The sequence below is a fragment of the Nonomuraea solani genome, from assembly GCF_900108335.1.
GTDB classification, from domain to species: Bacteria; Actinomycetota; Actinomycetes; order Streptosporangiales; family Streptosporangiaceae; genus Nonomuraea; species Nonomuraea solani.
Genome location: NZ_FNVT01000003.1, coordinates 450,695 through 463,835 on the forward strand (window position 1 = coordinate 450,695; position 13,141 = coordinate 463,835).

At 66.6% G+C, this 13,141-nt stretch carries 19 protein-coding genes; 11 read left to right on the plus strand and 8 right to left on the minus strand.

What is annotated here, in order from left to right; genetic code table 11:
* Window positions 1-275: 275 nt before the first annotated feature.
* From C4V41_RS13160 to C4V41_RS13165, 3 genes are all read left to right on the plus strand, one after another.
* Complete coding sequence (locus C4V41_RS13160) at window positions 276-1,169, plus strand: hypothetical protein (protein WP_146103638.1); 894 nt, start codon at window positions 276-278, stop codon at window positions 1,167-1,169.
* 85 nt (window positions 1,170-1,254) lie between these two features.
* Window positions 1,255-1,425, plus strand: a complete 171-nt coding sequence (locus C4V41_RS61785) for a hypothetical protein (protein WP_160150261.1) — start codon at window positions 1,255-1,257, stop codon at window positions 1,423-1,425.
* A 61-nt stretch (window positions 1,426-1,486) separates the two neighbouring features.
* A complete protein-coding gene (locus C4V41_RS13165) occupies window positions 1,487-1,963 on the plus strand; it encodes a DUF6461 domain-containing protein (RefSeq protein WP_103956104.1) in 477 nt (158 codons plus the stop codon).
* A 15-nt stretch (window positions 1,964-1,978) separates the two neighbouring features.
* On the opposite strand, the gene C4V41_RS13170 is transcribed toward C4V41_RS13165, so the two are convergent.
* The 6 genes from C4V41_RS13170 to C4V41_RS62880 all read right to left on the minus strand — a co-directional run bounded on the left by C4V41_RS13170 (window position 1,979) and on the right by C4V41_RS62880 (window position 4,992).
* The gene (locus tag C4V41_RS13170) at window positions 1,979-2,266 is read right to left on the minus strand and encodes a hypothetical protein (protein WP_103956105.1); all 288 of its coding nucleotides are present in this window, start codon (window positions 2,264-2,266) and stop codon (window positions 1,979-1,981) included.
* Window positions 2,263-2,736, minus strand: coding sequence for a response regulator transcription factor (locus tag C4V41_RS13175; RefSeq protein WP_103956106.1), 474 nt, complete (start codon window positions 2,734-2,736; stop codon window positions 2,263-2,265). The genes C4V41_RS13170 and C4V41_RS13175 overlap by 4 nt, the downstream gene beginning before the upstream one ends.
* A gap of 70 nt (window positions 2,737-2,806) precedes the next feature.
* A complete protein-coding gene (locus C4V41_RS61790) occupies window positions 2,807-2,956 on the minus strand; it encodes a hypothetical protein (RefSeq protein ID WP_160150262.1) in 150 nt (49 codons plus the stop codon).
* A gap of 244 nt (window positions 2,957-3,200) precedes the next feature.
* Window positions 3,201-4,103 (minus strand): hypothetical protein, encoded by a 903-nt coding sequence (locus tag C4V41_RS13185; RefSeq protein ID WP_103956107.1) that lies wholly within the window; start codon window positions 4,101-4,103, stop codon window positions 3,201-3,203.
* Window positions 4,100-4,645, minus strand: a complete 546-nt coding sequence (locus C4V41_RS13190; RefSeq protein ID WP_103956108.1) for an RNA polymerase sigma factor — start codon at window positions 4,643-4,645, stop codon at window positions 4,100-4,102. The genes C4V41_RS13185 and C4V41_RS13190 overlap by 4 nt, the downstream gene beginning before the upstream one ends.
* A gap of 179 nt (window positions 4,646-4,824) precedes the next feature.
* Complete coding sequence (locus C4V41_RS62880) at window positions 4,825-4,992, minus strand: hypothetical protein (protein ID WP_200823940.1); 168 nt, start codon at window positions 4,990-4,992, stop codon at window positions 4,825-4,827.
* Between C4V41_RS62880 and C4V41_RS13200 the strand changes: the two genes are divergently transcribed.
* From C4V41_RS13200 to C4V41_RS13225, 5 genes are all read left to right on the plus strand, one after another.
* Window positions 4,973-5,455: a DUF6879 family protein gene (locus C4V41_RS13200; protein WP_103956109.1), complete on the plus strand. Its 483-nt coding sequence runs from the start codon at window positions 4,973-4,975 to the stop codon at window positions 5,453-5,455. The two genes, C4V41_RS62880 and C4V41_RS13200, sit on opposite strands and share 20 nt — an antisense overlap.
* Before the next feature lie 45 nt (window positions 5,456-5,500).
* Complete coding sequence (locus C4V41_RS13205) at window positions 5,501-6,367, plus strand: helix-turn-helix domain-containing protein (protein WP_103956110.1); 867 nt, start codon at window positions 5,501-5,503, stop codon at window positions 6,365-6,367.
* A gap of 320 nt (window positions 6,368-6,687) precedes the next feature.
* On the plus strand, window positions 6,688-7,110 hold the full coding sequence (locus C4V41_RS13210) for a hypothetical protein (protein ID WP_146103639.1): 423 nt from the start codon (window positions 6,688-6,690) through the stop codon (window positions 7,108-7,110).
* Entirely contained in the window at window positions 7,107-7,403 is a 297-nt protein-coding gene (locus tag C4V41_RS13215) for a hypothetical protein (RefSeq protein ID WP_146103640.1), read from the plus strand. The genes C4V41_RS13210 and C4V41_RS13215 overlap by 4 nt, the downstream gene beginning before the upstream one ends.
* A 705-nt stretch (window positions 7,404-8,108) precedes the next feature.
* A complete protein-coding gene (locus C4V41_RS13225) occupies window positions 8,109-8,426 on the plus strand; it encodes a hypothetical protein (RefSeq protein WP_103956114.1) in 318 nt (105 codons plus the stop codon).
* Here the strand turns inward: C4V41_RS13225 and C4V41_RS61795 are convergent, their stop codons facing one another.
* Together C4V41_RS61795 and C4V41_RS13230 are read right to left on the minus strand one after the other, a co-directional pair.
* Window positions 8,427-8,573: a hypothetical protein gene (locus tag C4V41_RS61795; RefSeq protein ID WP_160150263.1), complete on the minus strand. Its 147-nt coding sequence runs from the start codon at window positions 8,571-8,573 to the stop codon at window positions 8,427-8,429. It abuts the gene before it with no gap.
* Between the two features lie 346 nt (window positions 8,574-8,919).
* Window positions 8,920-9,930: a LacI family DNA-binding transcriptional regulator gene (locus C4V41_RS13230; protein ID WP_103956115.1), complete on the minus strand. Its 1,011-nt coding sequence runs from the start codon at window positions 9,928-9,930 to the stop codon at window positions 8,920-8,922.
* A 143-nt stretch (window positions 9,931-10,073) separates the two neighbouring features.
* On the opposite strand from C4V41_RS13230, the gene C4V41_RS13235 reads away from it, so the two are divergent.
* The 3 genes from C4V41_RS13235 to C4V41_RS13245 are packed head-to-tail and all read left to right on the plus strand — an operon-like array spanning window position 10,074 to window position 13,134.
* On the plus strand, window positions 10,074-11,357 hold the full coding sequence (locus C4V41_RS13235; protein ID WP_235030099.1) for an extracellular solute-binding protein: 1,284 nt from the start codon (window positions 10,074-10,076) through the stop codon (window positions 11,355-11,357).
* Window positions 11,354-12,310, plus strand: coding sequence for a carbohydrate ABC transporter permease (locus C4V41_RS13240; RefSeq protein ID WP_103956116.1), 957 nt, complete (start codon window positions 11,354-11,356; stop codon window positions 12,308-12,310). The genes C4V41_RS13235 and C4V41_RS13240 overlap by 4 nt, the downstream gene beginning before the upstream one ends.
* Window positions 12,310-13,134, plus strand: coding sequence for a carbohydrate ABC transporter permease (locus C4V41_RS13245; protein WP_103956117.1), 825 nt, complete (start codon window positions 12,310-12,312; stop codon window positions 13,132-13,134). Before C4V41_RS13240 ends, C4V41_RS13245 begins: the two co-directional genes overlap by 1 nt.
* The last annotated feature ends 7 nt before the right edge of the window (window positions 13,135-13,141 follow it).

Consider the following 13,141-nt stretch of genomic DNA (forward strand, 5'->3'; position numbering starts at 1 on the left):
CCGCACGCCCGCGATGGGGAAGATCTTGACCGCGAGGCTGGCACACCCGGTCGGATCCGATGGTCGCTCCCACAACCCGTGGACGACGGCGACCGCATTGTCACCCGGCATGCAGACGAAAGAAGCACGACAGTCTGACGACAGCCCATCTGCCTATGGTTTCCCTGATTTCTCTTACCGAGCGCCTGAGAAAAGGAACACATCAAGCAGCTATCCACGCTACGACCGTTCAACGAAAGGTCTCCATGAGAAAGTTACTCTCGGCGGTGGCCGCCATGGCGATCGCCCTCGTAGTGCTGCCACCCGGCACGGGATCAGCGGGAACCAGCCGCCCAGTGTCCCCGGAATGCGGCAGCACAAGTGATCAGCAGACGGCGATCCGCGAACTCGTCCAGCGTACGAACGACCGGCTGAAGGTCAGCGTCAAGGCCGAGGACTACGAGGTTCAGTCCGACGGCACGAATTGTGTCGTCAAGCCCCGCGGCAGCGGGCCGGTGACCACCGAGGTGGTGACCGACTCCGCCGGCCGCAAGACGATTACGGCGAAAGCCAAGCTCGAAGCCGCCCCGGCCATAAAGGCCGGCGGAAACGCAACGATTCAACAGGACGCGCAGTGGTGGCAGCCCACCTGCTACGCCGCGTATGAAGACGCGGCCCGTGTCGGCATCATGAACCCCATCTGCTTCCAGTGGGGAAGCATGAACTATACGGGCGCGACCCGGTGGAACTACGTGGCCCGCATGTACGCGACCTGCGCCGCGAGAAAGGGCGGACCCGACTTCTGGCAGGTCTATACCTGCTCTGTGGGGACCAGACCCCAGGACACTTCGCCGCCGCTGGTGCTGAACGACTACAGCCCACGGAGCACGCAGACGCTGAGTGGCTGCCAGAACGTGCCTCTCAACATCACAGCCGGACCGGTTTCGACGGGCGTTTTCGTGAACACCTGCGACAAACTGGCCCTCATAAAGGAGCCCTCGGCCAATCGGCCGGAGATGGAGGTGGCCTGGCAGGGCAGAGCGTACTGGGCCGAGGACAAGCGGGAAACCGGATTCCTCCTGGGCATGGGCAGCCCCATTGGGCAATCGCCCCAGATGTGGGCCGTCTGGAGCATGGGCGTAGGCCCCTGCTCCCTCCCCCCGCAGCCCCCGCCGTGGTGCGCCATGTGAGCGGCTTGACCTGATGGGCCCGTGGATTTCCGCGGGCCCATCGCGGCATCCATTGACCAGCCCGGGCAGCATAGACTGCCACGCCATGACAACCGACGCGCGATTCTGGCCCAAGATCGATGTGCTTGGTGGCGTGGCGGACGAAGAATCGTCATCTCGGCTCGAAGCGGAGCTCAGGGCCTGCGACGATCAAGCTCTCGAAGAGTTCGCGGACACCCTTCACGACAAGCCGCACTCTCTCACCAACTGCCGTTGAGATTTCTCTGAGGCCGAGTTTCTGATCAACGCCGTTTCGGTGTGGATACTCTGTTCCCAGGTTGCGTTCCCAGCGGGGGCCGCCCGAACGCGACGCCTACCCCGTGTTCGTCGACCGGTGCGGCTCTGCCACCGTCCTGTTCGAGTGGAACCACCTCGGGACGAACCCCGCCGTGCTCCAACGGCTCAGCGAGGGAGCGCGCGTCTACAGCGCCTGGTGGAACGTCAACGCCAACAGCCTGCTGAGCTTCGCGGTCGGAGGCGAGCTCGTCCTGGCGATCGACGCGCTCTTCCCCGGGCTCCAGGAACACCATGCGGGCCTGGGCCGGTGGCCCGAGCTGCAGGCGATGACGGACTTCTTCGCCGCACCCATGCCCGAGGACCCCGACGAGGACGATCTCGGTGATCGCGCCGGCTGCGACTGGAGGGCCGCCTGCTTCGCGGTCATCGACCGCACCACCGGCGCGCGGCTGACCGGCGAGTGGCTGGAGCGGCCGCATCCTTATGTGACGGTACGGGTGCCCGACGCGACTCGCTGACCCCTGCCCTGGCCATCAGGGAAGATCCGGTCGCTGGCCACGCAGTTCCTCCAGCGCGGCCGCGACCTCCCGAACCTGCTCAGGCTGCCGCGTACCCCAATCAGAGACACCGTCGAACCATCGGTTCCAGACGGACCGGACGGCGTCAGCGGTGATCTCCTCCCGACCGCCGCACACGAGCGCGGTGAGATCACCCACCTCGGGGTCGTATTCGTCGTCAGGAGCACCCATGCCCAGCAGGCCCTCGGGATCGTACCGATTGATCAAGGCACGGACGGCGGCGGCCACCTGATCTTCAGTCATGACGTCCTCCGGAGGGCGAGGCGGGCCTGGTGGGCGGGCAGGCCCGCCTGCGTACGTTTGGCCAGGCCGAGTTTGTCGAGCAATCGTGAGACGTAGCTCTTGACCGTGGTCTCCGGCAGGAACAGCCGCGCCGCGATCTCGCCGTTCGTCAGCCCCTCACCGAGGCAGCCGAGCACATCGCGCTCCCGCTCGCTCAGCGCGCCGGCATTCTCCTGCGCGGCTCTGATGTGGTCGTCGGACCTGACACGCGAGACGAGGTGGCGGGCGGCGGCCGGTGACAGCACGGTGTGCCCCTGGGCCGCCACTTTGACGAGGCCGAGCACGCCCGGCATCCGGATGTCGATCAGGACGCCGCCGGGAGCCGTACGCAGCACCTCCTCCACCACCTCGATCTCGCCTGCCGAGGTGAGGATCATCTGGAGGTGACGGCGGACCATGGGATCGTCGTCGGCCACGAGCACCTTGATCATGTCGCCTCCCGTCCCTGCCCGCCCACTACGAACATCCTGCCCGATCTCCGTGGGGACAGAGGCGGGGAGATCATGGGCAGTTGAACAGGTCGCATCGGGGCACGGACGTGGTGGCGGTGCTGCCCGGGCGCTCGCCGATCAGGTGAGCGCCCGGTTTGCCGCCCTGCCGGCGCGGCCACGCCCTGCCGCTCGACGCGGTCAGGATTCGTCGCGAACTCATGGCCGGAACCTAGGCCGCGTCAGGCCACGTTTGCCCTCTTGACGATCCTGCGTACCCCGCTCGTCGCTGGTGTTGCGGTTGCGCCAGGCGATGTAACGGCGGAGCAAGCTGCCCTGCTCGCGGTGGCTATCGTGGTCGGTGCCGTTAGGGTGAACTCGCGCACCCGGACCGGACCGGCGCCCCGTCGGCCGCCCAGAAGCATGCCGTGTGACGCACCTCTTTGAGACTGGCGAGGCCCCGGTGCTCAGTTCGCGTACTCGAGGCCCGTCTGACGCTCGGCGGTGACCTCCAGGCCGACCACACCCTCACGCACAGGTATGACCCTGAAGACGATCCAGTCGCCGCCCACCTGATCCGCGGCCAGCGGTTCGACCGTGTACCCGCCCTCATCGACCACGACGCGGCGGAACTCCGCACTCAGGCCGCGCTTGCCGACCTCGCCCAGCACATCGTCGACGGTCCGGCCGCTCACCTTGACGCCGGCCAGCGGCTCTCCGGGACGGGTGGCCGACTGCTGGTTGTTCTCGTAGGATTCCCCCGGCTTGGCTTGCCTGCCCAGCTCAAAGTGCACCGCATTGGGCGTGCCCTTGATCGCCGCCGGGACGGTCACCACCATGAAGCAGCCGCTGTCGGTCAGATCGCAGTCCGCCGGCTCCTTGCGGGCCCCGATGGGCGCGTTCGCCGGGGTGAGGCCGCCCCCCAGGCTCACGATCTCGCCGACCGCGCTGGGCGAGACCGGAATCACCCTGAGCTCCACGTTGAGGCCGAGGGAGCGGAACGCCTCGGAGAACTTCCGCTCGTCCGCGTAGGGGTCCTTGATCCGGGCGACGTAGGTGTCGGCCTCCTCGTGGATCTCCACCGCGGAGTTGGCGTAGGAGGTCGCGACGCCGCCGAGCAGGCTCGGCCCGAGGACGACGCCGAGAGCGAGGACGGCGGAGGCGGCGAGCCCGAGCAGCGCGCGACGCCCTAGGCCACGCCTGCGCGGGTGTCGTAGGAGCGCCGCCACCGTCGTCGTGTCCCGATCCTGGGCGATGATGTCGGCGAACAGCGCCTGCGCGCGGGCACCGCCAGCACGCCCGCCTGGTTCGTCCGGACTGATCCGGGCCAGCGGCCTCAGGAGTTCGTTGATCTCGTCGATGCCCCTCATAGTGATCTCCCCGTGGGAACGACCGCGTCGGTCGGCGTGAATCGAACGTCGGCTGCTTCGAGCGCCCGGGACAGGCGTCTGCGCGCGCGGTGGAGCCGGATACGGACGGCGTTGCGGGAGAGCCCCAGCATCGTGGCGATCTCCCTGCGGTCCAGGCCCTCCCACGCGACCAGCGCGAGCAACTCGCGGTCGCCCTCGGGAAGCGTCGCGAACGCCTGGGCGATCGCGTTCCTCTCGACGCTGTGGTCGGCGAGATCACCGTAGAGGTCGGCCATCTCCGCGTCGAGGTCCCGGTGCCGCGCCTGGCGCCGCAGCGCGCTGCGGCGGTGGTCGGCCAGCACGTTGCGGGCCACCCCGTAGACCCAGAGCTTCGCCTGCGCGCCCGGGGGCAGTTCGTCGATCTTGCGCCAGACGATGACGAAGGTCTCGGCGACCACGTCGGCCGCGTCCTGCGGCGAGTCACAGCGGCGTCCGGCGTAGGCGGTGATCTGGTCGTAGGTCGCCCGGTAGACCGCTTCGAACCTGTGAGTGTCATCTGACACAGGCGGTTCCCATCGTGACGTCCTCCACTTCCGGTACTGATACGAACGCTCTCTTCATGGGTGGAGGCGCCCCGATCATTTCGCCCGGAACCGGAAAATCTCGCGTGGCCTCGCCGCTCTCCTGTCCAGAGTGGCTCGCGGAGACCGGCGAAGCTGGCCTCCCGGGCCGTCGGGCGTGATCACTTCAGAATGCGGGCATGGCTGAGCGAGTTCGCGTTCGCGAGATCGATGACGACGAAGGAAACCGGCTGCTGCGCATCGTACGGCGCGGCACTGGCTCGATGAAGATCTTCGGACCCAGCGAGAGAAGGGCCGACGTTCGCTGAACTGCTTTCAGGCTGCACCACGTCGGCCGTTCACCTTGAGATCCACGACGCTCATATGACGTCTGATCCGGGGTTCATCGCGTTCCAAGCGGGACGCGACTTCATCGACCACGACCAGGCCCGCGCCTGGATCGACGTCATAGCACCTGCCGTCGCGCGTGGCGTAGCGGTCAGACGCGCCCGCATCGTCTCGGAACCCGTAAGCGACTACATCAGGTACATGCATGCGGTCGCTCCAGCGTTCCAACTGGCAGCCGGAGAACAACTGCGCTGGCTGCCCCGGTATCTCTCATCAGCGCTGGCGCTACCCGGAAACCCGTACTGGGTGTTCGACGGGCGCTTGGTCAGATTCTCCGTATTCGACGGAGCCGGAGAAGTGGCAGGGCATCAGTTCAGCGAAGATCCCGGCGTGATCGAGCTGTGCACGACCGCGTTCGAGGCGGTTTGGGATCTCGCCATCCCGCACGACGAATATCGCCTGTGAGATGCCCGTGCCGAGTGGCCGCACCGACTCTGCACACTGGTAGTCGTGCCATCGTCATCCTCTTCTAGCGCCCAGCAAGCCAGGCTGGCGCTTGCCGGTCTGCTTCGCGAAATGCGTGAAGACGCGGGGCTGACCGGTGATGAGCTGGCCGAAGCCGCCGGATGGCATGGCAAATCCAAGGTGTCCAAGATCGAGAGTGGAACACGGCCTATCTCCGCCGATGACCTTCGGGTCTGGTGTCGCGCCTGTGGAGTGTCGCCGGAGCGCACGAACGAGTTGCTTGCCGCGCGACGCGAAGCAGCCGGAATGTGGACCGACTCACGCCGAATCAATCGAGCCGGACTGCGAGCGGCTCAAAAGGGCGTGCGGCCCATCTTCGACCGCAGCACTTCAGTGCGTTCGTACCAGCCGCGAATGATCCCTGGGCTACTCCAGACAGCGGACTATGCGACGGCGGTTCTCAAGGCTGTTCAGCAGCGCCACAGCGTCCAGGCCGACGACGTGGCGGCGGCCGTCGAAGAACGCCTGGCGAGACAATCCATCCTCAGGCAGCCGGGAAGAACCTTCGCGTTCCTGCTGGAGGAGGCGGCTCTCAGATACCAGCTCTACGACAGGGAAATACTTGAGTCCCAGCTTGTGCACCTTGAGGAGGTAACCCGCCTGCCGTCCGTGTCACTCGGGATCATCCCGTTGCAAGCGGCGCGGGCGCATTCTCCTCATGCCGCACCGGTGGAGGGGTTCACCATGTTCGATGACGGGATGATCAGCGTGGAACTGGTTTCCGGCCATCTTCAGCTCACACAAAAGTGGGAGATCGCGCTCTACGCGGAACGCTTTGCGGCTCTTGCGAACATCGCGGTGTACGGACCTCAGGCTCGCCGGATGATTGCAGCCGCCAGGGGTGCCAAGTAAGAAGGGGGCAACAAGTGGCAACATCATTGCTCCTGGTCAACGCCTGCTTCTAGCTTCGATGTATGCCCGGACAGGCCGTCCCCTCCCACGTGTGTACCAGCGTGGCGCGGTTAGCCGACACCCCCACCCCCGATCTAGACATTCCGGCATGGCCTCTTTCCGGGCGCTTCGAGGCACATGCCCGCGCGGCTTCACCGATCTGGGCCTGGGCGAAGGGTCGGCCCCATGCGGACTGGGCCGGCGGCGTACCTCGAAGCAACGCAGGAAACGGACTGCTGGAGTGCCGGCCCAACACCGAACCCAGCTCAGGAGGCTCCATCATGGTCAACGCCGAGACGTCAACGGTGCGCGGAGTAGGCCCTTGGGTTGCAACGCACGCACCGGAGATCAATAACGCTGTCGCCGTGCGGCGGGCCGTCAAGGGCGGGGTGGTCCAGGTCTGCGAACTGGCGAACCCTGAGCACATCGCCACCATAACGGCTACGGCGTGGGCGAACTTCTGCGCAAAAGTACGCGACTACGAATACCAGCCGGAAGCGTACGGCGACATCGCAATCTTCAGGGTCGCGGAAACGGGCACCAGTCCAAAGCCGATCATCACCACCATGACGAACTACCAGGTGTTCACGCATGCTATCCGGGAAGGACGTTTTGACAGGCTTCCGCCCGTCGACATCGGCCTATCGGTCGGCAAATGGATGACCGCCACAAATGTCGTCCGTCCTATCGGAGAGCCTCAATGAGCGAAGAAGAGCCCACTAGAAGACCCACAGTGATCGTACCTCACATCGCGTGGGTTCGTCGTTCCGACAACATGGAATACGGGATGATGGGCAGCATCAAAGCGTTCTCGATCCACTTCTTTCTGAACCGCTACAACCTGAATCCGCGCTTGCCCGGATGTACCGGCATCGCCATGCAGGGCGGGGAATTCATGACGGCGGACGACGCGCGCGAAGCTGCCGAAGAAATCCGCAACGAATGGCGGAAGTCACTTGCGGCACCCTACGAAGGGCAACTCAAGGAAGCCTCATAGACGACCCGACCAGAGCAGGCAGACGAACCCCTCGCACTTGACACTGAGGATGCGCCGTTCGCGGTTCCTCCATTCGCCCCCGGGGTAGACCCGACGGGCTACATGATGTGGAAGCGTCTACCGGCTCATCTTGTTGGCCGACCGAAGGGGTGGGCGCAGGCGCAGCCTGCGCCCAAGGGAAGAACGGCTGAGCTCCCTGGCGCGAAGCGCCCCCTTGCGATGACCTTGCGTGCCGAAGGCGAGCCCAGGGGAACAGCCCGAGCGATCAGCGAGGACCGTCCGGGGTGGGAAGAGTTCGTCCTTGGCGGCCAGGTCTACTCCGCGACGGTGATGCCTACGCCATCTCAATCGATGTGGCGGCAGGCGTGGCGGGACGGGCTGGCGCGCGGCGCCCGCTACCTGGCCGACGCCCCCTCCTGAGGGCTGGTCCCCCGATCAGGTGCAGCGGCTCCTCGACGAGGCGTGCACGACGGTCGGCCAGTCGCGCATCATCGGCAGGTGATCTATCGCGCACGGTCGAGGACCGGCGGCAAGACCCGACAGGGTCGGCACCACGCATCCGGCGTTGATCAGCACCGCAAGGATGACTAGCCTGGTCGCCGAACCGCCGAAAGGCGGGGCCGGGGTGATCGCGTCACGCGGGAAGGGCCCCGGCCACGACGGATTGCTCGACCACATCGCCATGGAGTTTGGGACCGACTAACGATGAGCGCGGAAGAGGATTTCAAGCAGGTCGGTGCCGAGCTGGCCGACCTGGGTGTACACATCTCCAGGATGATGGGGAGTCCCGCGCTGAAAGATCAGGCAGGGAAGATGTTCGCGAGCCTGCAGCGCGACGGCGCGATGGTGTTCCGGCTGGTCAGGGATACCCCCGAACACACGGCCGCGCTCAAGCTGCCTGGGGCGTCTCTGTTCGACCCCTCGGGGAAGGGCCGGGCGATAAAGGACTGGGTGGTCGTGCCCCACTCCTCGGTCGAGACATGGACGGATCTGGCCGAGGTAGCCCTCAGTCGTCCACGCTGATCAGTAGGCCACGTCGACGGTGTGGCGGTGGGTGCCTGCGTCGAGCGGGACACGGAACACTGCGTCGGTGAGGTCAGCGCGGGCCATGGTGGAGCCCACCGCATCGTCGACCCGCGTACGGTAGTCGCCGCGCGCTGAAATGCGCACCTTTCGACTCCCTCCATCCGCCCTTGGGTTCCGGCGGCTCATATGATCTCGAAGCGGCTACCAGCCCACCTTGCTTGACCGCCTGAAGGGGTGGGCGCAGGCGCAGCCTGCGCCCCGCGGAAGGACGGCTGAGCGGAGCGAAGTCCTTCAGGGGTCGGGGCCCCGGCCCGACTGGAATGAACGGCTGAGCTTCCTGGGCACAGGCGGAGCCTGCGCCCCAGGGAAGAACGGCTGAGGTCCCTGGCGCGAAGCGCCCCCTTGCGATGACCTTGCGTGCCGAAGGCACACCCCAAGGAAACAGGACCATTCGGGGCGCACCGGGTAACCAGCCCACGGGTGGGCGCGCCTAGCGAGGGGTGGCGGTGCTTTCTCTCACTATGAGGTCTGTGGCCAGCTCGACACGCTTCGTCTCCGGGACCTCGCCGTGGCCCATTGCCAGCACCGTACGCGTGGCCAAAGCCGCCATCTCCTGCAGTGGCTGGCGGACCGTGGTCAGCGGGGGCCAGGCCGACTTCGCCAAAGGCAGGTCGTCGAAGCCCACCACCGACAAATCCTCAGGCACGCGCAACCCCCGCTGCCGAGCCGCCTCGAAGACGCCGAAGGCCATCAGGTCGCTGCCCGCGAAGATGGCGGTGGGCGGGTCGGGCAGGGACAGGAGGGCGTGGCCCTGATCGTGGCCCGAGTCCACCAGGAACGTGCCGCGCCTGATCAGTTCCGGCACCACCGGTACGCCGGCCGTCTCCAGCGCCGCCCGATATCCGTCGATTCTGGCCTGGCTGCACAGCATGTCCGCGGGCCCGCTGATCATGCCGATCCGCCGATGGCCGAGCTCCAGGAGATGCCGGGTCGCGGCCAGGCCGCCGTTCCAGTTGGTCGCCCCCACCGAGACCACCCCGGGAGCGGGCTCCCCCTCCGGGTCCACCACCGCGAACGGCAGTGAGCGTGCGCTGAGCTGGGCCTGGATGCCGATGGACAGTTGCGAGGCCACTATCACCACGCCGTCCGTCCGCCGGGCGGCCAGGCGCTCCAGCCAGTCGCGGCCGGGGCCCGCGTGCGTGTGCAGGACCGAGATGACGACGCTGGCCCCGGCCTCGTGGGCGGCGCTCTCCGCGCCGCGGACGATCTCCATGGCCCAGGGTGACTCGATCTCCGCGAAGACCAGGTCCACCAGGCCGGCCGGGGTGTCGTCCTGGCTGATGCGCCGTTGGTAGCCGTGCTCCTGCAGGAGGCGTTCCACCCGATGGCGGGTCGCCGGAGCGACCTCCGGGCGCCCGTTGATGACCTTCGAGACCGTCGGTATGGAGACCCCGGCCTCCTCCGCGATCAATGCGATCGTCACCCGCCGCTTCGCTGACACAAATCGGGAGTGTATCCGAAAGTTTCGGTTTGGGATCGCTCCCACCCGAGGTGTTGACGCTTTACCTGGCATTTACCTACGATCCAGGCGACGAAAGTATCGGGGGGTTCACGAAAGTTTCGCCGACTTGAGGAAGGGACCCCATGAAACGCAGTCTGGTGTTAATCGCGGCCGCCGTGCTCGTGGCCGGTTGTGGCGGCGGTGGTGGGGGAACCGAGGCTCCTCAGCAGAGCGGCGGCTCTCCCGCCAAGGTCACGCTCGAATGGTGGCACCTGTCGACCGCCGAGCCGCTCAAGTCGCTCTGGGCGCAGCGCGCCAAGGAGTTCGAGGCCAAGAACCCGAACGTCACGATCAAGGCCACCGTCCTCGAGAACGACGCCTACAAGGCCAAGCTCACCACGATCACGCAGTCCGGCAACGCGCCCGACCTGTTCGCCACGTGGGGCGGCGGCGTGCTCAGGCAGCAGATCGACGCGGGCCTGGTCAAGGACATCTCCGCCGACGTCGGCGACGTCCTGCCCACGTTCACGCCGGCGGCGCTGAGCGCGTACCAGTTCGAAGGAAAGACGTACGGGCTCCCCACGGACATCGGCCTGGTGGGTTTCTGGTACAACAAGAAACTTTTCACCAAGGCCGGCATCACCGAGCCCCCGGCGACGTGGGCGGCGTTCCTGGAGGACGTCAAGAAGCTGAAGGCGGCGGGTGTCACCCCGATCGCCCTGGCCGGCAAGGAGAAGTGGCCGGGCCACTACTACTGGGCCTATCTCGCCATGCGCATCGCCGGCCTCGACGCGCTCAAGCAGGCGGCCACCGACCACGATTTCACCAAGCCCGACTTCGTGGCGGCCGGCGAGCAGGTGAAGGCGCTGGCCGACCTCCAGCCGTTCCAGAAGGGCTTCCTCGGCGCGGCCTACTCGACCCCGGACGGCCAGTCGGCCACGGTCAGCAACGGCAAGGCGGCCATGGAGCTGATGGGCCAGTGGGCGCCGAGCGTGCAGAAGGACTCGGGCAAGGGCCTCGGCGACGACCTCGGCTTCTTCCCCTTCCCGGCCGTCGAGGGCGGCAAGGGCCAGGCCGGTGACGCGTTCGGCGGCGGTGGCGGGCTGGCCGTGGGCGCGGACGCGCCGAAGGAGGCCATCGACTTCGTGAAGTTCATGACCGAGATGGGCAACCACTCCAAGGCCGTCGAGTCCGGTGGCGTGCTGCCGGTGCTCAAGGGCGAGGAGAGCGCGGTCAAGGACGCCAACCTCAAGCAGGTGGCGACCCTGCTGGCGGGGGCGAGCGGCTACCAGCTCTACCTCGACCAGGCCTACCCGCCGGCCGTCGGCCAGCAGGTCAACGACAGTGTGGCCGAGCTGATCGCCGGTACGAAGACGCCGCAAGAGGTCGGCGCCGACATCAGCGAAGTGGCCAAGAGCGAAGGATGACGACGCTCACGAGAGGGCCGGAGGCGCTCAGGCTTCCGGCCCCCGCCCCTGCCGCCCGGCGTCGCGGACGCTGGCTGACCATCGTGCTGTTCCTGCTGCCGGCCCTGGTGTTGTTCCTGCTGCTGGTCGTGGCGCCGATGCTGGTGGCGCTCTACTCCAGCGTGTTCAGGTGGAACGGCTTCGGCGGCCTGCCGAGCAACTTCATCGGGCTGGACAACTTCACCCGGCTGTTCGGCAGCGAGATCTTCGCCCAGGACATGGCGCACCTGCTGGCGCTCGTCGCACTTTCGATCTTCGTGCAGCTGCCGTTCTCGCTGGCCATCGCCATGCTGCTGAACCAGCGCATGCGCGGCCGGGCGCTCTATCGGGTGCTGTTCTTCGCCCCGTACGTGCTGTCCGAGGTCATCACCGGCGTGCTGTTCTCGCTGATCCTCTCGCCCGAGTCGGGCATGGCGAACCAACTGCTGTCGGTGGTCGGGTTCGAGTCGGAGTGGCTGGCCGACCCCGCCACCGTGATGCCGTCGCTGTTCCTGGTCATGACCTGGAAGTATTTCGGCTTCCACATGATGATCTATCTCGCCGGGCGCCAGAACATCCCGAACGAGCTGATCGAGGCCGCCCAGATCGATGGGGCCACGGGCTGGAAGACGTTCCGGTACGTCACGCTGCCGCTGCTCGGCCCGACGATCCGGATCAGCATCTTCCTGTCCGTCATCTACACGATCCAGCTCTTCGACCTCGTCTGGATCCTCACCGGCGGCGGCCCCTCGCACTCCTCCGAGACGATGGCGGTCACCATGATGGACTGGGGCTTCAAACGTACCCAGGTCGGCTACGCCAGCGCGATCAGCGTCGTGATGTTCGCGCTCAGCCTCGTCTTCGCCCTCGTCTACCAGCGGTTCGTGATGCGCCGCGACCTTGAGGGCGCGACCACCTCGATCGGAGGCCGGTGATGAACCGTACGAAGAACACCGTGCCGCTGCACGTGATCGCGTGGGTGGTCGGCGCGTTCATGGTCATTCCGGTCGTGTACGCCCTGCTCGGCGGCTTCAAGAGCAACAGTGAGCTGTCGGAGAACCCGTTCGGCCTGCCCAAGACCTGGATGACGGCCAACTACACCGACGTGCTGGGCTCCGGCTCGTTCTGGCTGCAGGTCTGGAACAGCACGTTCATCGCGGTCGTCACGACCGTCCTCACCGTGGCGCTGTCGGCACTGGCGGGGTTCGTGTTCGCCAGGTTCGCCTTCCGCGGCCGGGAGCTGTTCTTCACATTGTTCACCGCCGGGCTGATGTTCCCGTTCGCGGTGGCCATTCTGCCCATCTTCGTCCTGCTGCGTACGCTCGGCCTGCTGGACAATCCGCTCGGCGTCATCCTCACCCAGGCCGCCTTCGGCCTGCCGTTGACGATCATCATCCTGCGCGGCTTCTTCCGCAGCATCCCGGGCGAGATCGAGGAGGCGGCCACGATCGACGGGTGCACGCCGTTCGGGTTCTTCTGGCGGATCCTGCTGCCGATGGCCCGGCCCGCCATCGCCACCGTCTCGGTCCTCGCCATCGTGGGGAGCTGGAACAACTTCATGCTCCCGCTGGTGGTCTTCAGCGAGGAGGCGAGCTGGACGCTGCCGCTGGGCATCCAGCAGTTCCAGGGCCAGTACGCCTCCGACACCGCCCGCATCCTGGCCTATCTCATCCTGGCCATGGTGCCCGCGCTCGGTTTCTACGCCATAGCAGAACGTCACCTGGTCGGTGGGCTCACCGCGGGTGCGACGAAGGGGTGATCGCCGC

Bases quoted from the DNA above. Each gene is read 5' to 3' on its own strand.
- C4V41_RS13235 (WP_235030099.1), top strand. From the start codon at position 10,074: ATGAAACGCAGTCTGGTGTTAATCGCGGCCGCCGTGCTCGTGGCCGGT.
- C4V41_RS61785 (WP_160150261.1), top strand. From the start codon at position 1,255: ATGACAACCGACGCGCGATTCTGGCCCAAGATCGATGTGCTTGGTGGC.
- C4V41_RS13210 (WP_146103639.1), top strand. From the start codon at position 6,688: ATGGTCAACGCCGAGACGTCAACGGTGCGCGGAGTAGGCCCTTGGGTT.
- C4V41_RS13240 (WP_103956116.1), top strand. From the start codon at position 11,354: ATGACGACGCTCACGAGAGGGCCGGAGGCGCTCAGGCTTCCGGCCCCC.
- C4V41_RS13185 (WP_103956107.1), bottom strand. From the start codon at position 4,103: ATGAGGGGCATCGACGAGATCAACGAACTCCTGAGGCCGCTGGCCCGG.
- C4V41_RS13160 (WP_146103638.1), top strand. From the start codon at position 276: ATGGCGATCGCCCTCGTAGTGCTGCCACCCGGCACGGGATCAGCGGGA.
- C4V41_RS13225 (WP_103956114.1), top strand. From the start codon at position 8,109: ATGAGCGCGGAAGAGGATTTCAAGCAGGTCGGTGCCGAGCTGGCCGAC.
- C4V41_RS13215 (WP_146103640.1), top strand. From the start codon at position 7,107: ATGAGCGAAGAAGAGCCCACTAGAAGACCCACAGTGATCGTACCTCAC.
- C4V41_RS13245 (WP_103956117.1), top strand. From the start codon at position 12,310: ATGAACCGTACGAAGAACACCGTGCCGCTGCACGTGATCGCGTGGGTG.
- C4V41_RS13170 (WP_103956105.1), bottom strand. From the start codon at position 2,266: ATGACTGAAGATCAGGTGGCCGCCGCCGTCCGTGCCTTGATCAATCGG.
- C4V41_RS13175 (WP_103956106.1), bottom strand. From the start codon at position 2,736: ATGATCAAGGTGCTCGTGGCCGACGACGATCCCATGGTCCGCCGTCAC.
- C4V41_RS61790 (WP_160150262.1), bottom strand. From the start codon at position 2,956: ATGAGTTCGCGACGAATCCTGACCGCGTCGAGCGGCAGGGCGTGGCCG.